Raw genomic sequence first — 24242 nt, 5'->3', positions numbered from 1 at the left:
AGTACATATGGCTTTGGCAGGTCGAATTTATACAGTTTCAGATTCAATAATCGCCTTGCCGCTCTTGGGTTTATGAAAATAAAACCCTTGTATCAGATCAACTCCGGCTTCTTTAACCCGTTCCGCCTGAGCATAGTCTTCAATGCCTTCAGCAACCACAGTGATGCCTTTCTCGTTGCACATGCTGACCAGAAATTTCACATAGGCTCGGACTGCGCTGTTCGCTTCCATTTTTTTAATAATGGCTCTGTCCAGTTTAAGCTGGGTGAACGGGATAGAGAAAAAGGTGTTGAAAGAGGTATATCCGGAACCAAAATCATCCAGGGAAATGGTGAATCCTGCCTCATCCAGTGCCAGCAGCTGCTGTACGGCAAAAGGATTCGATTCAAGAATGACAGACTCTGTCATCTCTATCGTCAGATTTTCTGGTTGTAACTGATAGTGGCGCACAATAGCGAGAAAATGGGCAACAAAGTCAGGCTGCATCAGCTGAATAACCGATACATTCACCGACGCCTTAATGACGCGGGAATGGGCCTCTCTGTATTGATTTAAAAATTCACATGCCAGCACAAGTACATGGTAGCCCAGTTCGACAATATCCCCGTTTTCTTCCGCAACACTGATAAATTCAGTAGGCATGATCTCGCCATACCGAACACTGTTCCAGCGAACCAGAGATTCCACACTCACTGTTTTTCCTGTTGCAGCACAGACAATGGGCTGAAACAACAAATATAATTCTTTGTCTGTAATTGCTTTTTTTAATCCGGTTTCCAAAAAGAGATGGCGTTCAATCGATCGCTTCTCTTCATCCACATAAAAAGAAATACAGTCGTCTTTTTCTGAACCGTGCCGCATGATTAACGTTGATTTATATAACAGCGATTCAGCATCTTCACTAAGGCAGTTATCTTCTTTCAACAAATAAACACCCACATTCAGTGACTGTAATGTCGACTGATGAAAAGAGCGAAAACGTTGTTCAAAGTCAGTAAGCAGTGAGGCAATTTGTTGTTTCAATACGCTCTCAGAGTAAACACCCTTCTGTAACACTACAAATTCATCTGGCTGTGTTTTGTACACGTTTTTCGAGCCAAAGGCTTCTTTCAGACACTCAGCACAAAGCAATATGATACTGTTGCCCGCTTGGTAGCCAAATACATCCATTATTTGGTTTATTTTATTTAACCCAAATGTCATTATCGCCGCATGACTTTTGGCTTCCAGCAACTCTGTCAGGGTTTCAATTAATTTACGTCTGTTATTAAACCCAGTCAGTGAATCACAATAAGCCAGCTGATACAGCTTGTCCTCATATTGCTTTTTTTCTGTGATATCTTTATGCGCGCCGACCATATACAGAAGATTACCGCTGTCATCAGCATGAATAACACCGACCGCTTCAATCCAGTGGTACTCCCCCTGCCGGTTGCGCACACGGTACTGACTGATAAAACGGGTTATTTTCTCTGTAACCTGAGTGCTAATATTTTCAATAAACTGGCTTTTATCATCAGGATGCATAATGGCTATCCACTCATCCAATGGTGAGCCGTGTAATGACACATCGAAGTTTTCATAAAAGTGTGTGTTATAGAAATTCACCATATTATCTGGTGTCATTTCCCACAAACCTTCACTACCAGCATCAAATATTTCCAACAACCTATGCTGATTATTAACAACTTTATTGTCGATAATGTCAGATTTCACGTTAAGCCCAGTTGAGTACCAGTAAAAAATGAAGCGCGTAATATACCATACAAGGATAAACGATTAACATATCAACAATAGTGAATAATTACTCTATGAAGAAAAACAGCTTAACCCACTAGCTTTAATTTGAAATTAAGATAAATCAACTAAAATATATAGGAAAATCAGTATCAATAAGCAAGATTATAGCTACACTAGCTACTGCATATATTCTTAGTCATGCTTCAATAATCATTCAGAGCATATTCCATTATGCTCTGAGGTAACATTGCCCTGTTCTGGCGACGTTCAATCGGGACTGATTTCTAACTCGAGCAATTTTTGTCCTACCATAGGTCGATAGAAGTAATAGCCTTGCATTAAATCAACTCCGGCTTCTCTGACTAATTCGGCATGAGCAAGATCTTCTATGCCTTCTGCGACAACAGAAATTCCTTTTTCACGACACATAACAACCAGAAATTTGACATAAGAGTATACGGATGAATCATCAGCCATTTTTTTGACGATGCATCTGTCGAGTTTGAGCTGAGAAAAAGGAATAGAAAAGAAGGTGTTGAATGAGGAATACCCGGAGCCGAAATCATCCAGTGAAATTGAAAAACCTAACTCATTAAGAATCAGCAACTGTTCAACAGCAAATGCATTGGTTTCTAATACGGCCGATTCGGTCACTTCCACTGACAGATAACTCGGGGATAGCTGATACTGATTAACAATTGCCAGAAATTTACGAACAAAATCTGCCTGCATCAGTTGGATAACAGAAATATTCACAGATACTTTAAAATCATGCTGGTGCTGTCGGCGGTACTCCGCAATATATGAGCACGCCAAATCCAACACATGATATCCCAGTGGAATAATGTCCTGATTGGCTTCCGCAATCCCAATAAATTCTCCCGGATTAATTTCGCCATAACTGGCGCTGTGCCAACGCAGCAATGATTCGACACTCTTGATCTTCCCGGTCGTTGCGCACACTATCGGTTGGAACATTAAATAGAATTCATCATCCTGAATAGATTTCTCTATGCCGGTTTCCAGAAAAAGATGCCGCTCAATGGCTCGCTGCTCATCGTCTGCATAAAACGCAATGCGTGAATCGTGCTCTTTGCCGTGGCGCATAACCAGCATAGATTTATATAAAATAGATTCTTCATCTTCAGCCGCTGCAGAACCACCGGGTAATTGATAAACCCCGGCATTTAACTTTTGAATTGTGGTGTCGTGAACGGCACGGAATCGCTGATCAAACAGTGTGATCGCTTTATTGATAGTGCAACATAGCGTTGATTTTTCAGGGCAGTCTTTGAGCATGACAACAAATTCATCGGAATACGAACGGAAGATCAGATCGGTGTCAGTAAAGACTTCAGTAATCGCCTCAGAACACAGCTTTATCAACTGATTACCAGCCTCAAAACCAAAAACTTCGACAAACTGACTAAACTTCGTCAGCCCAAAAGTAGTGATAATGCCCGGTACACCATCCGCCTGAATGACGTTAAGTTGCTCAACCAATTGCCGACGATTCCACAAACCGGTCAGTGAATCCCGGTAAGCTAATTGGAATAATTTTTCATCATGCAATTTTTTTTCAGTGATATCTTTATGTGAACCAACCAGATATTGCAGTTCGCCGTGCTCGTCGGTATTCAGTACACCCACAGCTTCAATCCAGCGATAATCATTCTGCCGATTCCGAATCCGGTATTGGCTGGTAAAATAGCTGATCTTCTCCGTCACCTGTCGATTCACATTATTTTGGAATTGTTCAACATCATCAGGATGCACAATGGCAATCCACTCATGAATTGGAGAACCATTCAAGTTCACGTCAAAATTTTCATAAAAACGCGTATTATAAAATTTCACCACATTCCCTGGCGTCATCTCCCACAGGCCTTCACTGCCCGCATCAAAGACTTCTAACAACCGATTCCGGTTTACAGCTAAATTGATGTTGATAATGCCTGATTTCACGCCTTGCCCAACTCACTAACCAGATCGAAAAATGAGCGCGCAATATACCATATTAGGATATGCTAAATCACACCCATAAAGCGGATATGTGTTTCAGCTACCAACATCGAGAAAAAACTCCGCGTAATACCAACTTTGTTATATAAGTCAAAGTAATACTGCTGTTAACTCTCAATTTACCAGAAGGTATGACTTATCTCACATTTACAGTAATGAGAAGCCGTATCTGGTTCACAGAAACTGTTCACTTTTATTTACATCCCGAATTCATTCGGCTTTGCAGGCCAATGATTGTCTTCAAAATACTGTGCCAGGTGATCGATCAGTCCCCGCACCGCCGGCAATAGATATTCTCTTGCGGGATAAAGTGCATATACCGACATTGATTTGGGTACCCAGTCCGCTAATACCACGGCTAACCTGCCCGCTTGAATATCTTCACTAACCAGATACATGGGTTGCACTGCAATTCCCGCTCCTTCTATCGCCGCGGCTTTCAATACGGTCGCCTCGTTTGAAATGAATCGGCACGTCACTTCTACCGACTCAGTAACGTTATTTTTCGTCAGGTGCCACACATGTTGCTCGAAACTACGATTACCAAGGCATTGATGATGACTGAGATCCGCCGGTACCTGTATATCAGACGACCGCTTAAGATAGGAAGGTGACGCCACGATCACAGAATCGCAACCTGCTATCGGCTTTCCGATTAATGACGGATCCGGCGCCATAGCAATACGAATGGCTAAATCGAATCTTTCTGCAATCAAATCTGTTACCTGATCGCGGACATCTATTTCAACAGAAACCTCAGGGTTGAGCGCTAAAAATGGCTGTATTGCCTTAGCAAGCTGCGCATGAGCGAAAGACATACTGGTCGTCAATCTGACATGACCGGTGAGCCGGTCTGCAGGCTGCAATGTCACTGCAATATGCTCGGCCTGCTCAACCCAAAGCTTGATTTCTTTCAGGCACTGCTGGCCTGCAGTTGTTAATGCCACTTTGCGGGTTGTGCGCTGTAACAGCCGGGCTTTCATCCACTCTTCCATGGTGGCGATATAGCGGGTCACCATAGAGCGGGACATCTCCAGCCGATCTGCTGTCGTGGTGAAACTTTCGGTCGTTGCGACATCAATAAACACTTTTGCTGCCGTGAGTCTGTCCATCTATTTGTCCGATTTAAGAAACAATGTTGTTGATAATTGATTCTATATCCAATCAAATAAAATCACTATGATGCATGCCATTCCCAATGACATTCGCTGGAGCGAACACATGAAAAAGACATTCTTAATGGCAGCCTCCCTTGTAGCACTTTCTACCGCCACTCTGGCCGAAGCGGCGCCGCTTTCAACTCAGGTGTATAACGCCGATGGCAACAGCTTCCATGTTAATGCCACCCTGGTCTATGGCGAGCATGACGCCATGCTGGTCGATACCGGTTTTACCCGTGCCGATGCCATGCGTATCGCCGCTATGGTGCTGGACAGTGGCAAAACACTGAAAACCATTTTCATCAGCCAGGCCGATCCGGATTACTACTTTGGCGCACAAGTGCTGAAAGAACAGTTTCCTGAAGCACGCCTGATCACCACGCCTGCAGTCCGTGCGGTGATTAAAGAGAAAATGGCGGGCAAACTGGCATTCTGGACACCCAAAATGGGTGACAACGCACCAGTGAAAACTTTGCTTCCTGACGCGTATGCACAGACCACTTTAACAGTTGACGGTGAGACGATTGAAATCCATGACACCAGTAGCGAGCTGGCGCACCGCCCTTACCTGTGGATCCCGTCCAGTAAAACCGTGCTGGGCAATGTTGCCGTATACGGTAATGTTCACCTGTGGATGGCCGACGCACAGACACCTGCTGAACAAACCGCCTGGGCACAGCAGCTGGAAGCCATGCAGGCACTGAAGCCGCAAACTGTCATTCCGGGCCACATGAAAGCGGGCACGCCAATGACGGCTGAAAACATCACGTTTGCCCTGAACTACCTGAAGGCATTTCAGCAAACCGTGAAATCCAGTGACAACAGCCAGCAAGTCATCGACACCATGGAGAAACGCTACCCGGATGCTGGCCTGCCGATGGCGCTGAGCATAGGTGCAAAAGTCCACATGGGAGAGATGAAATGGTAAATACTGGCGTGACGGTCCATTACTTTTACGACCCACTTTGCGGCTGGTGCTTCGGCGCCGGCCCGCTGATTGAACACCTGGCTGAGCGCGATGATATTGAGCTTATGCTGCATCCCGGAGGCTTGTTTGACAGCAGAGCACTCGACAAAGCGAGCCGCCAGCACTTTCTCGACAGTGATCAACGTATCCACGCCCTGAGTGGCGTCATCTTTGGCGATGCCTATCAGACAAAGATGCGACATGCAGACACTGTGGTTCTTGATTCCATCGTGCCGGTACGTGCCATTCTGGCAGCCGGGCAATGCGGGAAATCGGCGTTAGAGATGCTCAAACGGATCCAGCTTGCCCATTATCAGCAAGGCGAGACGGTGCATGATGAAAAAGTATTAACCGGGCTGGCAGCCGAGATAGGCATTCCGGCTGAGATCTGGCATCAAGCGCTCATCACGGCGAATGAAGATGCCGTTATTGCCCGCACGGCAAACCTGATGAGGCAACATCAGCTGAGCGGCTATCCGTCAATGACGGTTGAGCAGGACGGGCAATTGAAACATATCCCGCTACAGGCCTATTTCGGCAAGCCAGCAGAATGGGCGGCCTACTGGGCTTCGCTGTCCGGCTAACAAGATGACGACTTTTCGAAGGTACAAAAAAGCCAGCTGAAATGCTGGCTTTTGTCTGTTTTGCACAACCAGGCTGAATAGTTCAGCGTGGTGAAATATGGAGGCGCGTCCCGGAGTCGAACCGAGGTCCACGGATTTGCAATCCGCTGCATAGCCACTCTGCCAACGCGCCATTTTGTGATACCGCTTCATTGACTGCGGTGCGAATGCTAATTTACTGATTTTAAAATTTGAGTCAAACACTAATTGATATTTTGGGTTTAATTGTTCAAATTTTCTCTCAAGCAGTTAAAAACTGCACCAAAGTGTTGATGGCGCCGATAAAACAAAGGCCGGTCAGTAACCGGCCTTCTATTTTTCGTTTGGGCAGAATCTTAACTAACCGACCACTGCGACAACGAGCGTTTGAAGTCTTCATAGCCGAATTCATTCAGCTTTTGTACTTCGCCATTCGCACGCTGGCAGTAAATCGACGGCATTTTCAGGCCGTTGAACCAGTTCAGTTTCACCATGGTGTAACCGGCACTGTCCAGGATGTGCAGACGCTGACCAATTTCCAGCGGCTGATCAAACTGGGTGACACAGAACTGATCACCGGCCAGACACGAGCAACTGCCAATCACGTAACGGTGATCACCACTCTCGCTGGCGCCGAGGATCGAAGCAGGTTCGTTATAGATCAAGGTATCCAGACGGTGCGCTTCTGTCGCACTGTCGACGATAGCTGTTTTGAGCTCGTTTTCTACGATATCAACCACAGTCACCACCAGATCTGTGGTTTGAGTAATGATAGCTTCGCCCGGCTCCAGATACAGCTGAACGCCGTGTTTGTCAGAAAACGCTTTCAGTGCTGCGGCCAGTTTCTCAACATCGTAGCCCGGCCAGGTGAAGAAGACACCGCCCCCCAGGCTCACCCATTTCAGCTGGTCCAGATACGTACCGAACTGCTCAGAAATATCATCCAGCAAACGAATAAAGGCATCTACATCTTTGTTTTCACAATTCATGTGGAACATCACACCATCGATACTGCTAAATACTTCCGGGTTGATGTGATTAACCTGTACGCCCAGACGAGAAAACTGACGTGCCGGGTCGGCCAGATCCTGACCTGCATAGCTGACACCAGGGTTAAGGCGCAGGCCCAGTTCAGCCTTGCCTTCCACCAGGTGACGGTGCGCTGCCAGCTGATTTTGCGAGTTAAAAATCATTTTATCGCAGATATCCGCGACTTCTTTGACGTCATCTTCGCTGTAACCCACGCTGTAGGCATGCGTTTCGCCACCGAAGGTGTCATAACCCAGCTTCACTTCAAACGGGCCGCTGCTGGTGGTGCCGTCCAGGTACGGTTTGATGATGTCAAACACACCCCAGGTAGAGAAACACTTCAGGGCCAGAACCAGTTTAACGCCGGACAGTTCTTTCAGTTTCTTGGCAATTTCAAGATTGCGGATCAGTTTGCTCTCATCAATCATGAAATACGGGGTTTTTAATTCAGGATGCTGCATATTCTAAGCTTCTATCTAAAGAAGCCGGTGTCGTTTCCAACGCCGGCTTGAATATGGTTAACTCAACAGTCGGTGACTTACTTGAGAATATTAATCAGTGGCTGGCGAGGTTCCAGCTCCTGAACATGCCAGTCCAGGCCAATTTTCGGCATGGTTGCCAGGAATGGATCCGGATCCAGCTGCTCCATATTGAACACACCGGCATCGGCCCATTTTCCGGCAAAGAACTGCAATGCCGCAGTGATCGCAGGGACACCTGTCGTGTAGGCAATCGCCTGATGCTCAACATCTTTGTAAGCCACTTCATGATCAGCGTTGTTGTAGATGAACACACTGCGAGGCTCGCCACTTTTGGTACCCTGCACCCAGGTACCGATACAGGTTTTACCTGTGTAACCCGGTGCCAGTGTGGTTGGATCAGGCAGCAAAGCTTTCAGCACTTTCAGTGGCTCAACAACCGTACCGTCACCCAGAGTGACAGGTTCAGGACTCAGCAAACCGATATCGCGCATGCAGTTGAAATAGTTCAGGTAACTGTCACCAAAGCCCATCCAGAATTCGATGCGTTTTGCCGGGATGAATTCTTTCATTGAACGCACTTCGTCGTGCGCCATGGAGTACACTTTTTGTGAGCCGACCAGCGGGAAATCAAATTCCATCATGCGGGTGTGACAGCCAACCTGCTTCCACTCGCCGTCTTCCCAGTAGAAAGAGTCGCCCTGAATTTCCAGCATATTGGTTTCAGGATCGAAGTTAGTTGCAAATTTCTTGCCGTGATCGCCGGCGTTGACGTCCATCACGTCGATAGAATCAATCTCATCGAACAGGTGCTTCACTGCATAGGCAGCAAAGACGCTGACGACACCCGGATCGAAACCGGCACCCAAAATACCTGTGATACCCGCTTGTGCAAATTTGTCACGGAAAGCCCACTGAGGGTCATAGGCTTCTGGCACTTGCTGGCCTTCGCTACAAAGGTCAACTGCCACTGATGTATCCAAATAGGACACTTTCGCCTGATAACAGGCTTCCATGATTGCAACGTTAACCCAAGGAGGACCAGCGTTAATAACAAGATCTGGCTGAACCTCTTTGATCAGTGCCACCAGGGCATCGACATCGTCAGCATCCACGGCACGAGCCTCAAGCTTCTTGCCTGGATCTTTCATATTGTTGCGACCCTTGATGGATTCAATGATCTGTTCGCACTTGTTCACAGTACGCGAAGCGATAGTAATATCACCTAACACATCATTGTTTTGAGCAGCTTTATGGGCAATAACCCAGCCAACACCCCCAGCACCGATTTGTAAAATTGCCATTTAATTCATTCCGTCTTCTTCAGATAAAACATTGGCTTGCTCCAGCCCCACTGGAGCAAGCCACGTCATTCAGTCAACCAGTGAACAAGCAAGCTGGTTAACTTCATTTAGCAGGTTCTCAAAATCTGCCATGGTCAGACATGGGTTGAGAATCGTAAGCTTGAGGGCAATTTTGCCATCAACTACGGTTTCACCCAATACTGCAACACCTTTCACCAGGGCCTCAAAACGCAATTTTTTATTCAATTTGTCGAGATCAGCCTCGGTATTTCCGACATGGCGGAACAGTACTGTCGACAGCGCAGGATCAGCCAGCAGTTCAAACTCTTCTGACTGGTTAATCATGTCTGCAACCTGTTGTGTCTGACCCAGCAGGTGGTCATACATGGCACCCAGTGAATGTGTGCCGACAGCTTGCATTGTCATCAGTACTTTCAGTGCATCAAAACGCTTGGTCGTCGCGATAGACTTATCAACCAGGTTAGGCACGACATCGTCTTCGCGGTTCAGGTAATCTGCATGGTGCAGCAGATACTTGAAGTTACTCTTGTCTTTGATGATCACCGCACCACAGCTGATTGGTTGATAAAACAGCTTGTGGAAGTCCACGCTGATCGAATCCGCACGCTCTATGCCATGCAGACGCGTTTTGTGACGGCTGAGGATCAGCGCACCACCGTAAGCACCGTCTACATGCAGCCACATCTTGTTCTGAGCGGCGATATCAGCCAGACCATCCAGATCATCAATCGCACCGTGGTCTGTTGTACCCGCTGTACCCACTACCGCAAACGGCAGCAAACCATCACGCTTGAGTTCATCAATACGCGTAACCAGCGATGCCAGTTTGATGGTGCCGTCCGGATGCGTATCCACGGTTTCTACCGCATGCTCACCCAGGCCCATCAGCGAAGCGGACTTCTGTACGGTGAAGTGCGATTTCTTCGAGCACAGAATGCGCATCTTGCCAGCATACTCAGGCAGACCTTGCTTCTGAATGTTATGGCCCGACTGGATATCTGCAAACCGGTCACGTGCCAGCAACAGACCCATCAGGTTGCTCTGTGTACCACCACTGGTGAATACACCATCAGCTTGCTTGTCGTAACCATAGACACCGCACAGCCAGTCGACCACTTTCTGCTCAACAAAGGTGGCAGCCGTTGACTGATCCCATGAATCCATAGACTGATTCAGAGCCGCAATGAATGCTTCAGCCGCTACAGCCGGTACCAGTGGTGGCGTGTGCAGGTGCGCAATGCAGTTAGGATGCTGAACAATGATTGAGTTTTTGGCAATCAACTCGCCAGCCTGGTCAATCACAGCATCCAACGGCAGTTGCTGATCATTCAATTCAATATTGTTGATCAGGTTTTTCAGCACCTGTGGCTCCATACCTGAGTACGGCGCAGTGGTACTTTCAAATACTTGTTTCAGTACTTTGGTTGTCTGGTTCAGCGCAGCTTCGAACTGATCAGCACCACCTTCACCGGTTTGGATGAAGAATGAGCGCCATTTGTCGGCATCGCTGGCCGCTGACTTTTCAACCACTTTCGCTGGACCGGCAGTAGCGATAATCGCTTTGCTCAGTGCATCCAGCGCAAAATCAATTTGCTCCAGGCTGATGATCAAAGGTGGCAGGAAGCGCAGTACAGAACCCTGACGACCGCCTTTTTCGATGATCAAACCGCGCTCCAGCGCAGCACGCTGAATTTGCATTGTCAGTTGAGGATCCGCTTCCGGCTCGCCGAATTTGTTTTTCTTGCCGCCTTTGACGATCTCAACACCCAGCATCAGGCCTTTGCCACGCACTTCGCCGATGCAGTCAACGTAAGTAGCAATGCGCTCCAGACCTTCGCGCAGGTACTGACCCGCCACGCGGGCATGCTCAACCAGGTTGTCACGACGGATAATTTCCAGTGCTTTCGCACCAGTTGCCATCGCCAGCTGATTGCCGCGGAAAGTGCCTGTGTGTTCACCCGGACGCCAGGTGTCAACCGACTTGTCGAAAATCAGCACAGACATAGGCAAACCGCCACCCACAGCTTTAGACAAGCACAGGATGTCTGGGGTAATGCCAGATTCTTCGAACGCGAAATTGAAACCGGTTTTACCGATACCACACTGAATTTCATCAAAAATCAGCAGGATGCCGTGTTCTTTGGTAATACGGCGCAGTTCACGCAGCCAGAATGCCGGAGCAGGAATCACACCGCCCTCACCCTGTACGGGTTCAACAATGATCGCAGCCGGCTTTTGTACGCCACTCTCATCATCGTTCAGCATACGCTCGAGATAACGCAGCGTTTGTTTCGCCCCTTCATCACCGCCGATGCCAAACGGGCAGCGCAGGCTGTACGGGAACGGCATGAAGTGGACGTCAGCCATCAGACCCTGGCGGCGTGCCTTGGTGTTCAGGTTGCCCATCATGGCCATAGTACCGTTGGTCATACCGTGGTACGCGCCATGGAAGGCCATCATCACGTTACGGCCAGTGGTTTGCTTGGCCAGCTTGATAGCCGCTTCTACAGCGTCTGCTCCAGACGGACCGCAGAATTGAATGCGAGCATTGGCAGCAAACTCATCCGGCAGGAAGTTCATCACTTCACGGATAAATTTATCTTTTACTGGTGTCGTCATGTCCAGCGTCTGATACGGGATACCCGCATTCAGCTGGTCAATGATTGCTTGGTTAATCTCAGGATGGTTGTAACCCAGGGCCAGAGTACCTGCGCCTGCCAGGCAGTCCAGAAAGACCTGGCCACGACTGTCTTCAACCAATACACCTGTCGCTTTCATAATCGCCAGCGGCAAACGACGCGGATAAGAGCGAACTTCGGACTCATAATGCTCCTGACTGAGCAGCAACTCATCTGGGGTCAGGTCATACAGGTCATGAACTACAGGAACATTGGACGCATGCTTGACATCGTCAAAATCAAACACATTACTCATTGGTTTTTAATCCAAAATAGTGAAGCCCACCAAAGGTGGTACTTTTGAGTATAAAAGACATTGATAAGTCAGTAACTTATCGGTAAAGCGCACTCAGCACACAACTAACAACCCCAGCGATAAACATCACTGTAGTTTGATAGATAGTCAGCTGAAGACATGGTGATCGGACGATCAAGGCTCAGTAATAATACTGCAATTGGGTAAGACAAAGCTGATTTGGGTTAGAGACGTTAAAGTATTCACAGTTGGGTTCCCTCAATGATGCCCTTGCTTCATTACGCAAGATTGCACTATTAATGCCCTTCTACTGACAGCGCCATCGCTAGCAGTACCTACGGATCGTCAACATGCAATCAGCCTGAGTTCATGATGACGGATGTGTCTCAGATATGTTGCCCCCTGAGATTGCGCGAAAAATAACATATTGCGCTTTTCATTGCCAAGCAGAATTTGCGATTGAATAAAAAAATTCATCTACTTTGTTTCAACACACTGGTTACAAGCGAAAAAGAAAAGCGGCCAAGGCCGCTTTCTATCAATAGGTAGGTGATTGTTCTGTCACATATTGTCGGGATGGAGTAAATCACCCTTTGCAGCTTTCAGATACAGGTACATTGACCAGTAAGTCAAAATTGTTGCAATGTAGAGGGCAACAAAACCCACTGTCTCCAACAGCTCGTTGGGATGCCACATCAGCATCACCAGAGCAAACATCTGCGCGGCCGTTTTCACCTTGCCCACCCAGGAAACAGAAATACTGGAACGCTTGCCCAGTTCAGCCATCCACTCGCGCAATGCTGAAATAATGATCTCTCTGCCTATCATGGTAATCGCCGGTATGGTTACCCAGACCGAATGATAGTGTTCTGTCACCAGCACCAGCGCCGTTGCTACCATGACTTTATCGGCAACCGGGTCAATAAAAGCACCGAATCTTGACGTCTGGTTCAGTTTACGGGCCAGGTAACCGTCAAACCAATCTGTGATACCTGCTATGGTGAAGATAAGAGCGGTGGCAAACGGTGACCATTCGTAAGGTAGGTAGAAGGTAATCACGAAGAATGGAATGAGCACCAGCCTGATGAAACTCAGGATATTTGGAATTGTTAAGCGCATATTGTTCGTTCTTATGTTTAACGTATTGTGCCTGCCAACGAAAGCCTTTCCGCTGTAAACAGACCTTAAGGGTGCCGCAAAGCTAGCCGTGTTGCAATGCGTCGTATATTTTTTCGGCCAGAGATCGGCTTATGCCCGGCACTTTTTCGATTTCTTCCCTGCTTGCGCGTTTCAGTTCCTGTAATCCCCCCATGTACTTCAACAATGCCTGTCGGCGTTTCGGCCCGATACCTTCAACATCTTCCAGTGTACTTCGTTTACGGGCTTTTCCACGCTGCGCCCTGTGACCACTGATAGCATGATCATGGCTTTCATCACGAATGTGCTGAATTAAGTGCAGCGCCGGTGAATCGCCAGGCAATGAAAATTCTTCTCCGGTGACCAGCAACAAAGTTTCCAGGCCGGGTTTTCGGGTTGTGCCCTTCGCCACCCCCACCAGCAGCGGCCTTTTTGGCCAGTCACTACACAACGGACTCACAACCTCATGGGCGCGGGAAAGTTGCCCTTTGCCCCCGTCGATAAAAATAATATCGGGGATCTTATCAGGATCAATCTGTTTACTATACCTGCGATTCAACACTTGTCCCATCGCAGCATAATCATCGCCGCCCGTGATACCGGTAATGTTAAACCGTCGATACTCAGCCTTGACCGGCCCTTCCTGATTGAAGACAACACAAGACGCTACCGTTTTCTCGCCCATCGTATGGCTGATGTCAAAGCATTCCATACGGGAAAGTGAGTCTAGTCCCAGCAATTCACGCAGTTCCGTCACACGCTGATGAACCGTCATTTTATGGTTGAGTTTGCTGGTTAATGCTGTCAGGGCATTGGTTTGCGCCAGTTTCAGGTAGCGGGCGCGATAGCCCCGGGCCTGTGAACGCAGTTCGACTTTACGACCTGCAACTTCAGTCAGCGCAGCAGACAGGGCCGCCTGTTCATCACCCAATGATTCACTGACAAGAATAACGGAAGGAATGGTCCGCCCTTCCGCCTGATTGAAATAGAACTGACTGATGAAGCTGGTGATCACCTCATTCATATCCGTATCGGCTGGCATACGCGGAAAATAACTGCGGCTGCCCAGCACCTTGCCCTGACGGATGAAGAGGGCATGAATACACGCCATGCCTTTATCGTGAGCGATACCTATAACATCCAGATCATCGTCGCTGTCCTGGCTGACAAATTGCTGCTCCTGAATTCGGCGCAACGCCTGAATCTGATCCCGGTAACGTGCCGCCTTCTCAAACGCGAGCTGCTGACTGGCCACTTCCATTTTGTCCACCAGCGAAGTGATCACCTGACGGTCTTTGCCCTGCAAGAAAAGACGAACAAAATTGACCTGCTCAGCATACTCTTCATCGCTGACGAGCCCCTTCACACAAGGGCCAAGGCAACGGCCAATCTGATACATCAGGCAGGGACGGCTGCGATTAGCATATACCGAGTCTTCACATTGCCGGATAGGAAAGATTTTCTGAAGAAGGTGCAGACTTTGGCGGACAGCGCCTGAATCCGGATACGGGCCGAAGTATTCGCCTTTGCGTTTCTTCGCCCCCCGGTGAACCGCCAGTTTCGGATGATGCTGGCCGCTCAGAAAAATATAGGGGTAAGACTTATCATCGCGCAGCAGTACATTATATTTGGGGAGGTACTGCTTGATGTAGTTATGCTCGAGGATCAGGGCTTCTGTTTCGGTGTGCGTAACAGTGACATCGATTTTACAGATGTTGCGTACCAGCGCCCGGGTCTTCTCACTCGACACCTGAACACGGAAGTAACTCGCCAGCCGTTTTTTCAGATCTTTGGCTTTACCGACATAAATAACGTCACCAGCCTGGTCATACATCCGGTATACACCAGGCTGGTTTGTGACTGATTTCAGGAAACTTTTTGCATCGAAGGTTTCTGACACTACAAGGTCTCTGTGTCTAACATGCCATGACGAATTGCGAGGTGGGTCAGTTCGACATCACCATTGATATCCAGCTTATTGAACAAGCGATAACGGTAGCTGTTTACCGTTTTAGGGCTTAAGTTCAGCTGCTCAGAAATCTCGGTCACTTTCTGGCCTTTGGTAATCATCATCATGATTTGTAATTCACGCTCAGACAAATCCTTAAACGGGTTCTCTGAGTTGGATGCAAACTGGCTCAGCGCCATTTGTTGTGCAATTTCCGGTGAAATATAACGCTGACCACTATTGACTGTGCGAATAGCGTTGACCATTTCATCGGCACCTGCACCTTTGGTCAGGTAACCACAAGCGCCGGCTTGCATCACTTTAGTCGGGAATGGGTTTTCCGTATGGACAGTCAGCACGATAATCTTCACATCCGGATTGAAGCGAAGGATCTTTCGTGTCGCTTCCAGCCCACCAATGCCAGGCATATTCATATCCATCAGGATTATGTCGGCATGCTCGTTTCGACACCACTTTACGGCGTCCTCACCACTGATGGCTTCCCCTACCACTTTAATACCACGGACATCTTCCAGAAGACGTCGGATCCCTGTGCGAACCAGTTCGTGATCATCTACAAGGAATACATTGATCAAGCTGTATCTCCAATATGATTTGGCTCTGCACCCTGCCGGAATTGGCGGGATAACTTTTGCTGATAGTACCCAATTTTGCCTGAACTTGGAATGTTCTCACAGACTGTTTATGTGTAAAAGCACACGAATTACTCATCGTATTAAGCCACATAAACGGATGAAAACATCCTGTTTCAGCCTGTTAAGTCAAAAATATACAGGGACAGTAACCTATGAAGCAGTGCAGAATAATATTCAGTATTACCGGGCTGTTATAATCCACAAAATAAAAAAATGCTACTCCCATATTCATTCATCACATTTATACTCATGCTCTGATTTATCTATTTCAGCCTGTTTGATGACGAAGGCTTTCTTTTCACAGGCGATTAACATCCGTACCACTGCAACTGTTAAAAAACACACCGCCCGGCAAAGCCGGTACTCTGCACAGTCTAGTCCCTCATTACAGCTCTGCCTTCACTTCAGTTTAGTTCAGCCCGGTGGTTGGATACGGCTTGCTACCGTAAAAAAGCTTGTCAGATCACAGAGTCTCTATATTAAAGCCCAATTGGCAGAAAATCATTCTATTTCCATATATATCAATAAGTTAATATCGCCAACCACAAACAATCTCACACCTATCACTCAGCACATTCCACCAATAAATACTAAAATTTACAGATGAAGATTCCGTTTAATTGGTGACAGTGATATCAAAACCATGACTTGTTACCTATATCACAACATTTAGAAACAAATTTGACACAGAGGGTATGCCACAACAGCACAAAAATGAAGCAACATATTGATTAAAAAGAGTTAACTGTATTTTTTCACTCAAGCTGGTCTGTCACACAGCGTTAACACAAAAGTTGACTACTGGGTCAAGTATATCCAGAATTGACTTATAGGTCAGATCATGAGCCTGTGAGGAGGTCACTTGATTACTTTTTTGTTAAACCAGGACATTCGGGAAGAAGAGCATGTTTCCCCGAATATGACGGTACTGAACTACCTGCGTACCCATGTAAAGAAAACAGGCACCAAGGAAGGTTGTGGCTCTGGTGACTGCGGTGCCTGCACCGTAGTGCTGGGTGAACTTGTCGACGGAAAACTGCAATACCGCTCAGTCAACTCTTGCCTGACGTTTGTATCTTCTCTGCATGGCAAGCAGCTGATTACGGTTGAAGATCTGCAGAATGCCAACAAGCAGCTCCACCCTGTTCAGCAAGCCATGGTCGAATACCACGGTTCACAATGTGGCTACTGTACACCAGGCTTTATTATGTCGATGTTTGCGCTGAGCAAAAACAAGCCGGCTGCAGATAAAGAAGATGTCATGGAAGCGTTAGCGGGCAACTTATGCCGTTGTACCGGTTATCGCCCTATCGTTGATGCTGCCCTGTCGCTAAGCCAGGAAGAGCAGCTGATGGACCAGTTCGCAGAGCTGGAGCGCCAGACGGTTGCCAAGCTGTCGAAAATCAATCTGTCCAATGCAACACTGAAGTTTGAAGGCCAGTATGGCTTCTCACCAACCTCTGGCGATGAACTGGCCAACCTGCTGCTGACGCACCCGGATGCCCGTATGGTTGCTGGTGGTACAGATCTGGCTTTGGAAGTCACTCAGTTCCACCGTCCGATCGATAAACTGATCAACGTGGGTCTGGTCAGCGATATGAAGATCCTGACCGAAACTGAAAGCAGCATTGAAATTGGTGCAAACCTGCCGATTTCCGACTGTTATGCCACACTGAAAAAGTACTATCCGGATTTCGGAGAACTGCTGCACCGCTTTGCTTCTCTGCAAGTACGCAACCAGGGCACAATCGGCGGTAACGTGGCGAATGCGTCGCCAATCGGAGACAGTCCGCCACTGCTGATTGCCTTGAATGCGCAGATCGTGCTGCGTCGTGGTAACGACCGCCGCACCATGCCGCTGGAAGACTACTTCATCAGTTATAAAGTCACAGCGCAGCAGCCTTCCGAGTTCATCGAGAAAATCATTGTGCCTAAGCCTGTGATTGGCAGCCAGTTCCGGGCTTACAAACTGTCGAAGCGTCTGGACGATGATATTTCCGCCGTCTGTGGTGCGTTCACTATTGCGTTGAGCGATGACGGAAAAGTGGCTGATGCCCGTATTGCTTTCGGTGGTATGGCGGCAGTGCCAAAACGAGCCGCCAACTGCGAAGCCGCACTGGTTGGTCAGAAGTGGAATCTGGAGACGGTCAAGACCGCGATGGCTGCGCTGTCTGACGATTTCGAGCCGCTGTCTGATTTCCGGGCCAGCAAGGAATATCGTGCATTAACGGCCGCGAACATGCTGCACCGTTTCTATCTCGAACAACAGTCCAACGGCCAAATTGAAACAAGGGTAACTGCTTATGTCTAATCATCACCATAACACATTGAGTCACGATGAAATGGTGGCGAAATTCGCGCAGAATCTGACTTCCGGCGTGGGTAAAAGCGTAAAGCATGACAGCGCTGCCAAACAGGTGACTGGCGAAGCCGTTTACATTGATGACCGGCTGGAATTTCCCAACCAATTACACGTGTATGCTCGTACCAGTACCTACGCGCACGCCAAAATTACCAAGCTGGATGTCAGCCCGTGTTACGCCTTTGAAGGCGTCGCCATTGCCATCACCAGCAAAGATGTACCGGGACAACTGGACATAGGTGCAGTATTGCCGGGTGATCCATTGCTGGCAGACGGCATTGTTGAATTCTATGGCCAGCCAGTCATTGCAGTAGCCGCCAATGATATGGAAACTGCCCGCAAAGCCGCTCAGGCGGCCATCATCGAATACGAACCACTGGAAGCCGTATTGGATGTTGAAGAGGCACTGGCCAAGAAACACTTCGTCTCAGGCAGTCACCAGCACAAGCGCGGTGACTCCGAAGGCGCACTGGCGAGTGCGAAGCACGTGCTGGAAGGCGATCTGCATATCGGCGGTCAGGAACACTTCTATCTGGAAACCCAGGTCAGCTCTGTAATGCCAACCGAAGACGGCGGCATGATAGTGTACACCTCTACCCAGAACCCTACTGAAGTGCAAAAACTGGTCGCTGAAGTGCTGGGCGTCCCTATGCACAAAGTGGTGATCGACATGCGCCGCATGGGTGGCGGTTTCGGTGGTAAAGAAACGCAGGCGGCAAGCCCGGCGTGTCTGGCTGCTGTAATTGCACACCTGACCGGCCGCCCGACCAAAATGCGTCTGCCACGTATGGAAGACATGGTCATGACGGGTAAACGTCACCCGTTCTTCAACCAGTACAAAGTCGGTTTTGATGATGACGGCCGGATCCACGGTATTGATATTACGGTATCTGGTAACTGTGGTTATTCACCGGATCTGTCTAACTCTATCGTGGACCGTGCCATGTTCCACTCTGACAACGCCTACTATTTAGGCGATGCCACAGTGACAGGTCACCGCTGTAAAACCAATACAGCGTCGAATACCGCCTACCGTGGTTTCGGTGGCCCGCAGGGCATGATGACCATAGAACACATCATGGACGAAATTGCCCAGCATCTGGGTAAAGATCCGCTGGATGTGCGCAAGGTGAACTATTACGGCCATGAGGATCGCAATGTCACCCACTACTATCAGAAAGTGGAAGACAACTTCATTCATGACATTACCGAGCAGCTGGAAGCCAGCAGTGAGTATAAAGCGCGCCGTAAAGCCATTACCGAGTTCAATAAAACCAGCCCGATACTGAAAAAAGGCCTGGCACTGACACCGGTTAAATTCGGTATCTCCTTCACAGCCACCTTCCTGAACCAGGCAGGTGCACTGATCCACATCTACACCGATGGCAGTATTCACCTCAACCACGGTGGTACTGAAATGGGTCAGGGCCTGAATATCAAAGTGGCTCAGGTAGTGGCTGAAGTGTTCCAGGTGGATATCGACCGGATTCAGATCACGGCGACCAACACCGACAAAGTACCGAACACCTCGCCAACGGCAGCCTCCTCAGGTGCCGACCTGAACGGTAAAGCGGCGCAGAATGCCGCCCTGACCATCAAACAGCGCCTGATCGACTTTGCCTGCAGCCATTTTAAAGTCACACCGGAAGAAGTGATCTTTAAAAACGGCCTGGTGCAAATCCGTGAAGAACTGAAAACCTTTGAAGAAATCATTCAGATGGCTTACTTCAATCAGGTTTCGCTGTCGAGCACAGGGTTCTACCGCACACCTAAGATTTACTACGATCATGAGAAAGCCCGCGGTCGCCCATTCTACTACTACGCCTACGGTGCAGCCTGTGCCGAAGTGGTACTGGATACCCTGACCGGTGAATACAAGATCCTGCGTGCTGACATACTGCATGATGTAGGGGCATCTCTGAACCCGGCCATTGATATCGGCCAGGTTGAAGGTGGCTTTATTCAGGGTGTGGGCTGGCTGACCACAGAAGAGCTGGTGTGGAACGATCAGGGACGTCTGATGACCAGCGGCCCGGCGAGCTACAAGATCCCGGCCATTGCCGATATGCCGATTGATTTCCGCACGCATCTGCTGGAAAACCGCAGTAACCCTGAAGACACAGTCTTCAACTCAAAAGCCGTGGGTGAACCGCCGTTCATGCTGGGTATGTCGGTCTGGAGTGCCATTAAAGATGCCATCCGTTCGGTTGCCGAGCCGGGTGCGCTGGTCAAACTGGATACCCCTGCAACACCAGAGCGCGTTCTCTGGGCAATCAACGAAGTGCAACCGTCTTCGTCTCAACCTTTCCTGAGTCGCAGGAAAAAAGAAGAGGCCGAGACAGCAACCAGTGAACAAGCCCAGTAAAACAGCCAAAAGTAGTATATGGCGGGCCTTCGGGCTCGCCTGATGAGGAAAGCGCGATGTTTAAAGACAACTGGATTCATGCCCTGGCTGAACTGGATCAACGTGGTGAACCTTGTGTCATGGTCACTGTGCTGGCTGATCGGGGCTCAGTACCCCGCGATGCCGGTACCAAAATGCTGGTGACCCGTAACGAGATCATCGCCACCATTGGCGGCGGCCATCTTGAGCACAAAGCGATCAAACTGGCACGGGAAATGCTGCTGACCGGAGACAGACACCCGCGAGTTGAGCACTTCAATTTAGGTGCCAGACTCGGTCAGTGCTGCGGTGGCATGGCCACCCTGAGCCTGGAGCCGATTGGCCAGCAACAACACCATCTGGTGCTTTTTGGTGCAGGTCATGTTGCGAAAGCATTAATTCATATTGTCAGTACATTGCCTTTTCGTGTGACCTGGATCGATCAGCGGGAAAGTGAATTCCCTGCCGAGCTGCCACTCGGTGTGACCAAACTGGTGTCTGATGATCCGGTTGGCGATATCCGCGATATGCCTGCCAACAGTTATTATCTGGTGATGACCCATAATCATCAGCTGGATTTTGAGCTGGCAAGGGAAATCCTCAACAGAAATGATACTGCCTATTTTGGCATGATAGGGTCGCTGACCAAGAGGAAGAAGTTTGATTATCGACTGTCACAACGCGGCTACGATGATGAAACCATACGGCGTATGGTCTGCCCGATTGGCATTGATGCCGTCAAGGGTAAGCATCCGGCAGAAATTGCGGTTTCCGTCGCGGGCGAGCTGATCGCCCACTATCAGGGCGAAACCCTGGCCGATAAACGCGAGGACTCTGCTGCCACAGAGCCCAATGACAGCCCCGACAATCAAGTCGCCTGACAGCGATTAACGAAGGATAAATACATGACATTACAACGCACGGCTTATCGCTCAGCGATTTTACACAGCATTGCCGATCCCCAGGAAGTCGGCCTTGATAACAGCTTTGAATTTTTTGAAGACGGTGTTCTGGTGGTTGAGAACGGCCACATTCTGGATGTGGGTCCGGCTGACGAGGTACTGGCTCGCCACCCGTCCGGAATGTCCGTCACGCAATATGAGCACAAGCTGATCACTGCCGGTTTTATTGATACCCATATTCACTATCCGCAAACCGGCATGATCGCCTCTTACGGCGAGCAGTTGCTAGACTGGCTGGAAAACTACACTTTCCCGGAAGAACTGAAGTTCAAAAACCCGGTGTATGCACGCCAGGTCGCCAACATTTTCTTTGATGAGCTGGCCAGCAACGGGACAACCACCGCCCTGGTTTTCGGTACAGTGCATAAAGAATCTGTTGATGTGTTTTTCGAAGAAGCTGAAAAACGCAAACTGCGCATGATAGCCGGTAAAGTTCTGATGGATCGCAATGCGCCGGATTACCTGACAGACACCCCGGAATCCGGTTATCAGGACTCAAAAGCGCTGATCGAAAAATGGCACAACAAAGACCGTTTGCTGTATGCCGTGACACCGCGTTTCGCGCCAACCAGCACACCCGAGCAACTGGCGACTGTCGGCAAACTGCTGGAAGAGTATCCGGATGTGTATATGCACACTCATCTTTCTGAAAACAAGAAAGAAATTGAGTGGGTGCTGGAACTCTTCCCTGAGCGCGACAGTTACTTAGATGTGTACGACCATTACAAACTGCTGAAAAACCGGGCCGTTTTTGCCCACGGTGTGCACCTGACCGACTGTGAGTGCAAACGTCTGTCTGAAACCGGCTCAGCGATTGCTTTCTGTCCGACCTCTAACCTGTTCCTTGGCTCCGGCTTGTTCAACCTGCCGAAAATGGAGCAGCACGGTATTCGTGTTGGTATGGGAACCGATGTTGGTGCCGGCACCAGTTTCTCAATGCTTCAGACCATGAGCGAAGCCTATAAGATTCTGCAGTTACAGCAGCAGAAACTGCATCCGCTGAAATCCCTGTATCTGTCGACCCTGGGCGGCGCCAAAGCGCTGTATCTGGACGACAAGATCGGCAACCTGAAACCGGGTAAAGAAGCGGATTTCGTGGTACTGGATCTGCACGCAACACCGTTAATGTCTTTCCGCATGCAGCAAGCAAAAACGCTGGAAGAGCAACTTTTTGTGCTGATGAGTCTGGGCGATGACCGCACCGTCAGCAAAACCTTCGTCTATGGCGAAAAAGCCTACGATGCCGAAGGCACAACCGAACCAGAAATGGTAACTAAGAAAAAAGCGAGCTAAAAACTCGCGTCTCCACAATGCGTCTATCCTTGCCCGTCCCGGTATTCACGTCTCTAACACCGCCGCGGACGGGCGTTTTTTATCTGCGAAAACACAATTTTAGATCTCGCCCCCATTTTTCTTTTTTACGGTCGCAACCGTCAATTCGACTGCCAACACAGTCATTTTAACAGCTATCTGTCAATATATATGATTGATAATATGTGATTTTTTACGACAGGTATGATCATGGCAACTATCGCATATTTATCAATTGAAGGAACAACTACTGGCTGCTTAACCCAAGGGTGTAACACTCCCCTGTCCATGGGTAATGCTTACCAGTTAGGGCATGAGGACGAAATTACCGTGCTTTCTTACTCACACGCCATTGCCTTTGATAACCGTTCAACTCACCATCCGATTCAAATCGTGAAAAGAGTCGATAAAAGCTCCCCCATTCTGGCACAGGCCTGCTCAGATGGTGAGGAACTGAAATGCAAACTGTCATTTTACCGACCGAACGCCAAGGGTGGTGTTGAGCTTTTTTATGAAATCCAGCTAACCGGCGCACTGATTCGATCGGTATCTATGCATATGCCTCATGTTGTTGACTTTAATGATGACGAGATGCAGGAAACACTCCTGATTGCCTACAAAGACATTCAATGGCGTCATGTTGCTGCCAACACTGGCGCGTATGCAAGCTGGCTGATTGATTCTGTCAAGGAAGCCATGCAATGAGCAACGCATCTCAACAGGAAGCCGATCGCGATGAGGTTAAGCTGGCTGTCAGAGGCCTGCTTCGGCAGGCGAATTCGATCAGCTTAACCCACCTGAATAACCCCATGATCCAACACCAGTTCCGTTCTGAGTATTTATGGCTGGGCAAGTGTTTGGTTGATGACTATGAAAATGGTATTCTCTCCAAAAATCAGGTTGCCCGGTATGTCAGACAAGAAAGGCAGAGTCTGATTGATCAGACAATTGAAATTGGAAAATACGGTATAGGACTAATTGCTGGGATTGGCCAGCTGACTGCCAGGGCAAGATCACGAACGTTTTTTGAACAAAATAGATCAGTTTGACGATCTGGGCTGGTTGTGATCATATACTCCTTTTTTACGGGAGTTCCTGATGAATATCGATGCTTTTTCTCAATTCTTTTCAGTTATTCAAGACCCACGACAGTCAGCAAAAATATCGTACCCACTGTTCGACATTTTGTTTCTGACCGTATGCGCCACCATTGCAGGCATGGAGG

Annotated in this window: 18 protein-coding genes and 1 tRNA gene; 9 read left to right on the top strand and 10 right to left on the bottom strand. The window is 48.6% G+C overall.

The window, feature by feature from the left end:
* Positions 1-27: 27 nt before the first annotated feature.
* From IFO68_RS14010 to IFO68_RS14000, 3 genes are all read right to left on the bottom strand, one after another.
* Entirely contained in the window at positions 28-1626 is a 1599-nt protein-coding gene (locus tag IFO68_RS14010; RefSeq protein WP_192016484.1) for a sensor domain-containing protein, read from the bottom strand.
* A 381-nt stretch (positions 1627-2007) separates the two neighbouring features.
* Entirely contained in the window at positions 2008-3705 is a 1698-nt protein-coding gene (locus IFO68_RS14005) for an EAL domain-containing protein (RefSeq protein ID WP_192016483.1), read from the bottom strand.
* Positions 3706-3959: 254 nt separating this feature from the next.
* Positions 3960-4874 (bottom strand): LysR family transcriptional regulator, encoded by a 915-nt coding sequence (locus IFO68_RS14000; RefSeq protein ID WP_192016482.1) that lies wholly within the window; start codon positions 4872-4874, stop codon positions 3960-3962.
* Between the two features lie 109 nt (positions 4875-4983).
* Between IFO68_RS14000 and IFO68_RS13995 the strand changes: the two genes are divergently transcribed.
* Together IFO68_RS13995 and IFO68_RS13990 are read left to right on the top strand one after the other, a co-directional pair.
* Positions 4984-5850, top strand: coding sequence for an MBL fold metallo-hydrolase (locus IFO68_RS13995; RefSeq protein WP_192016481.1), 867 nt, complete (start codon positions 4984-4986; stop codon positions 5848-5850).
* The gene (locus tag IFO68_RS13990; protein ID WP_192016480.1) at positions 5844-6473 is read left to right on the top strand and encodes a DsbA family protein; all 630 of its coding nucleotides are present in this window, start codon (positions 5844-5846) and stop codon (positions 6471-6473) included. Before IFO68_RS13995 ends, IFO68_RS13990 begins: the two co-directional genes overlap by 7 nt.
* Positions 6474-6571: 98 nt before the next feature.
* Here IFO68_RS13990 and IFO68_RS13985 read toward each other — a convergent pair.
* The 7 genes from IFO68_RS13985 to uvrY form a co-directional block, all read right to left on the bottom strand.
* A tRNA-Cys gene (locus IFO68_RS13985) sits at positions 6572-6645 on the bottom strand.
* Positions 6646-6847: 202 nt separating this feature from the next.
* The gene (nspC, locus tag IFO68_RS13980; protein ID WP_192016479.1) at positions 6848-7981 is read right to left on the bottom strand and encodes a carboxynorspermidine decarboxylase; all 1134 of its coding nucleotides are present in this window, start codon (positions 7979-7981) and stop codon (positions 6848-6850) included.
* Positions 7982-8058: 77 nt separating this feature from the next.
* Complete coding sequence (locus IFO68_RS13975; RefSeq protein WP_192016478.1) at positions 8059-9303, bottom strand: carboxynorspermidine synthase; 1245 nt, start codon at positions 9301-9303, stop codon at positions 8059-8061.
* 69 nt (positions 9304-9372) lie between these two features.
* A complete protein-coding gene (locus IFO68_RS13970; RefSeq protein WP_192016477.1) occupies positions 9373-12258 on the bottom strand; it encodes a pyridoxal phosphate-dependent class III aminotransferase in 2886 nt (961 codons plus the stop codon).
* Positions 12259-12819: 561 nt separating this feature from the next.
* Entirely contained in the window at positions 12820-13377 is a 558-nt protein-coding gene (gene pgsA, locus IFO68_RS13965) for a CDP-diacylglycerol--glycerol-3-phosphate 3-phosphatidyltransferase (RefSeq protein WP_027252439.1), read from the bottom strand.
* 82 nt (positions 13378-13459) lie between these two features.
* The gene (uvrC, locus tag IFO68_RS13960) at positions 13460-15295 is read right to left on the bottom strand and encodes an excinuclease ABC subunit UvrC (RefSeq protein WP_192016476.1); all 1836 of its coding nucleotides are present in this window, start codon (positions 15293-15295) and stop codon (positions 13460-13462) included.
* Positions 15295-15939 carry a UvrY/SirA/GacA family response regulator transcription factor gene (gene uvrY, locus IFO68_RS13955; protein WP_027252441.1) on the bottom strand — a complete coding sequence of 215 codons (645 nt, stop codon included), beginning with the start codon at positions 15937-15939 and terminating at the stop codon, positions 15295-15297. The genes uvrC and uvrY overlap by 1 nt, the downstream gene beginning before the upstream one ends.
* A 922-nt stretch (positions 15940-16861) precedes the next feature.
* Here uvrY and xdhA point away from each other — a divergent pair.
* From xdhA to IFO68_RS13920, 7 genes are all read left to right on the top strand, one after another.
* Positions 16862-18310, top strand: a complete 1449-nt coding sequence (xdhA, locus tag IFO68_RS13950) for a xanthine dehydrogenase small subunit (RefSeq protein WP_192016475.1) — start codon at positions 16862-16864, stop codon at positions 18308-18310.
* Positions 18303-20726 carry a xanthine dehydrogenase molybdopterin binding subunit gene (gene xdhB, locus IFO68_RS13945; RefSeq protein WP_192016474.1) on the top strand — a complete coding sequence of 808 codons (2424 nt, stop codon included), beginning with the start codon at positions 18303-18305 and terminating at the stop codon, positions 20724-20726. Before xdhA ends, xdhB begins: the two co-directional genes overlap by 8 nt.
* Before the next feature lie 56 nt (positions 20727-20782).
* A complete protein-coding gene (gene xdhC / locus IFO68_RS13940; RefSeq protein ID WP_192016473.1) occupies positions 20783-21625 on the top strand; it encodes a xanthine dehydrogenase accessory protein XdhC in 843 nt (280 codons plus the stop codon).
* 24 nt (positions 21626-21649) lie between these two features.
* Positions 21650-22999: a guanine deaminase gene (gene guaD / locus IFO68_RS13935; protein WP_192016472.1), complete on the top strand. Its 1350-nt coding sequence runs from the start codon at positions 21650-21652 to the stop codon at positions 22997-22999.
* 228 nt (positions 23000-23227) lie between these two features.
* Positions 23228-23722 carry an Hcp family type VI secretion system effector gene (locus tag IFO68_RS13930; RefSeq protein ID WP_192016471.1) on the top strand — a complete coding sequence of 165 codons (495 nt, stop codon included), beginning with the start codon at positions 23228-23230 and terminating at the stop codon, positions 23720-23722.
* A complete protein-coding gene (locus tag IFO68_RS13925; protein WP_192016470.1) occupies positions 23719-24066 on the top strand; it encodes a hypothetical protein in 348 nt (115 codons plus the stop codon). The genes IFO68_RS13930 and IFO68_RS13925 overlap by 4 nt, the downstream gene beginning before the upstream one ends.
* Before the next feature lie 49 nt (positions 24067-24115).
* Positions 24116-24242 (top strand): transposase family protein (locus tag IFO68_RS13920; RefSeq protein ID WP_192016469.1); only part of this gene is annotated, 127 nt, incomplete at its 3' end.

The sequence above is a fragment of the Photobacterium arenosum genome, from assembly GCF_014841115.1.
GTDB classification, from domain to species: domain Bacteria; phylum Pseudomonadota; class Gammaproteobacteria; order Enterobacterales; family Vibrionaceae; genus Photobacterium; species Photobacterium arenosum.
Note: the sequence above shows the minus strand (reverse complement) of the source record. Positions and strands in the feature narration are given on the sequence as shown.

Coding starts and splice junctions, on each gene's coding strand:
- IFO68_RS13925 (WP_192016470.1), top strand. CDS start 23,719: ATGAGCAACGCATCTCAACAGGAAGCCGATCGCGATGAGGTTAAGCTG.
- xdhC (WP_192016473.1), top strand. CDS start 20,783: ATGTTTAAAGACAACTGGATTCATGCCCTGGCTGAACTGGATCAACGT.
- IFO68_RS13975 (WP_192016478.1), bottom strand. CDS start 9,303: ATGGCAATTTTACAAATCGGTGCTGGGGGTGTTGGCTGGGTTATTGCC.
- IFO68_RS13930 (WP_192016471.1), top strand. CDS start 23,228: ATGGCAACTATCGCATATTTATCAATTGAAGGAACAACTACTGGCTGC.
- IFO68_RS13970 (WP_192016477.1), bottom strand. CDS start 12,258: ATGAGTAATGTGTTTGATTTTGACGATGTCAAGCATGCGTCCAATGTT.
- guaD (WP_192016472.1), top strand. CDS start 21,650: ATGACATTACAACGCACGGCTTATCGCTCAGCGATTTTACACAGCATT.
- xdhB (WP_192016474.1), top strand. CDS start 18,303: ATGTCTAATCATCACCATAACACATTGAGTCACGATGAAATGGTGGCG.
- nspC (WP_192016479.1), bottom strand. CDS start 7,981: ATGCAGCATCCTGAATTAAAAACCCCGTATTTCATGATTGATGAGAGC.
- IFO68_RS13995 (WP_192016481.1), top strand. CDS start 4,984: ATGAAAAAGACATTCTTAATGGCAGCCTCCCTTGTAGCACTTTCTACC.
- IFO68_RS14010 (WP_192016484.1), bottom strand. CDS start 1,626: ATGACACCAGATAATATGGTGAATTTCTATAACACACACTTTTATGAA.
- IFO68_RS13990 (WP_192016480.1), top strand. CDS start 5,844: ATGGTAAATACTGGCGTGACGGTCCATTACTTTTACGACCCACTTTGC.
- IFO68_RS14000 (WP_192016482.1), bottom strand. CDS start 4,874: ATGGACAGACTCACGGCAGCAAAAGTGTTTATTGATGTCGCAACGACC.
- pgsA (WP_027252439.1), bottom strand. CDS start 13,377: ATGCGCTTAACAATTCCAAATATCCTGAGTTTCATCAGGCTGGTGCTC.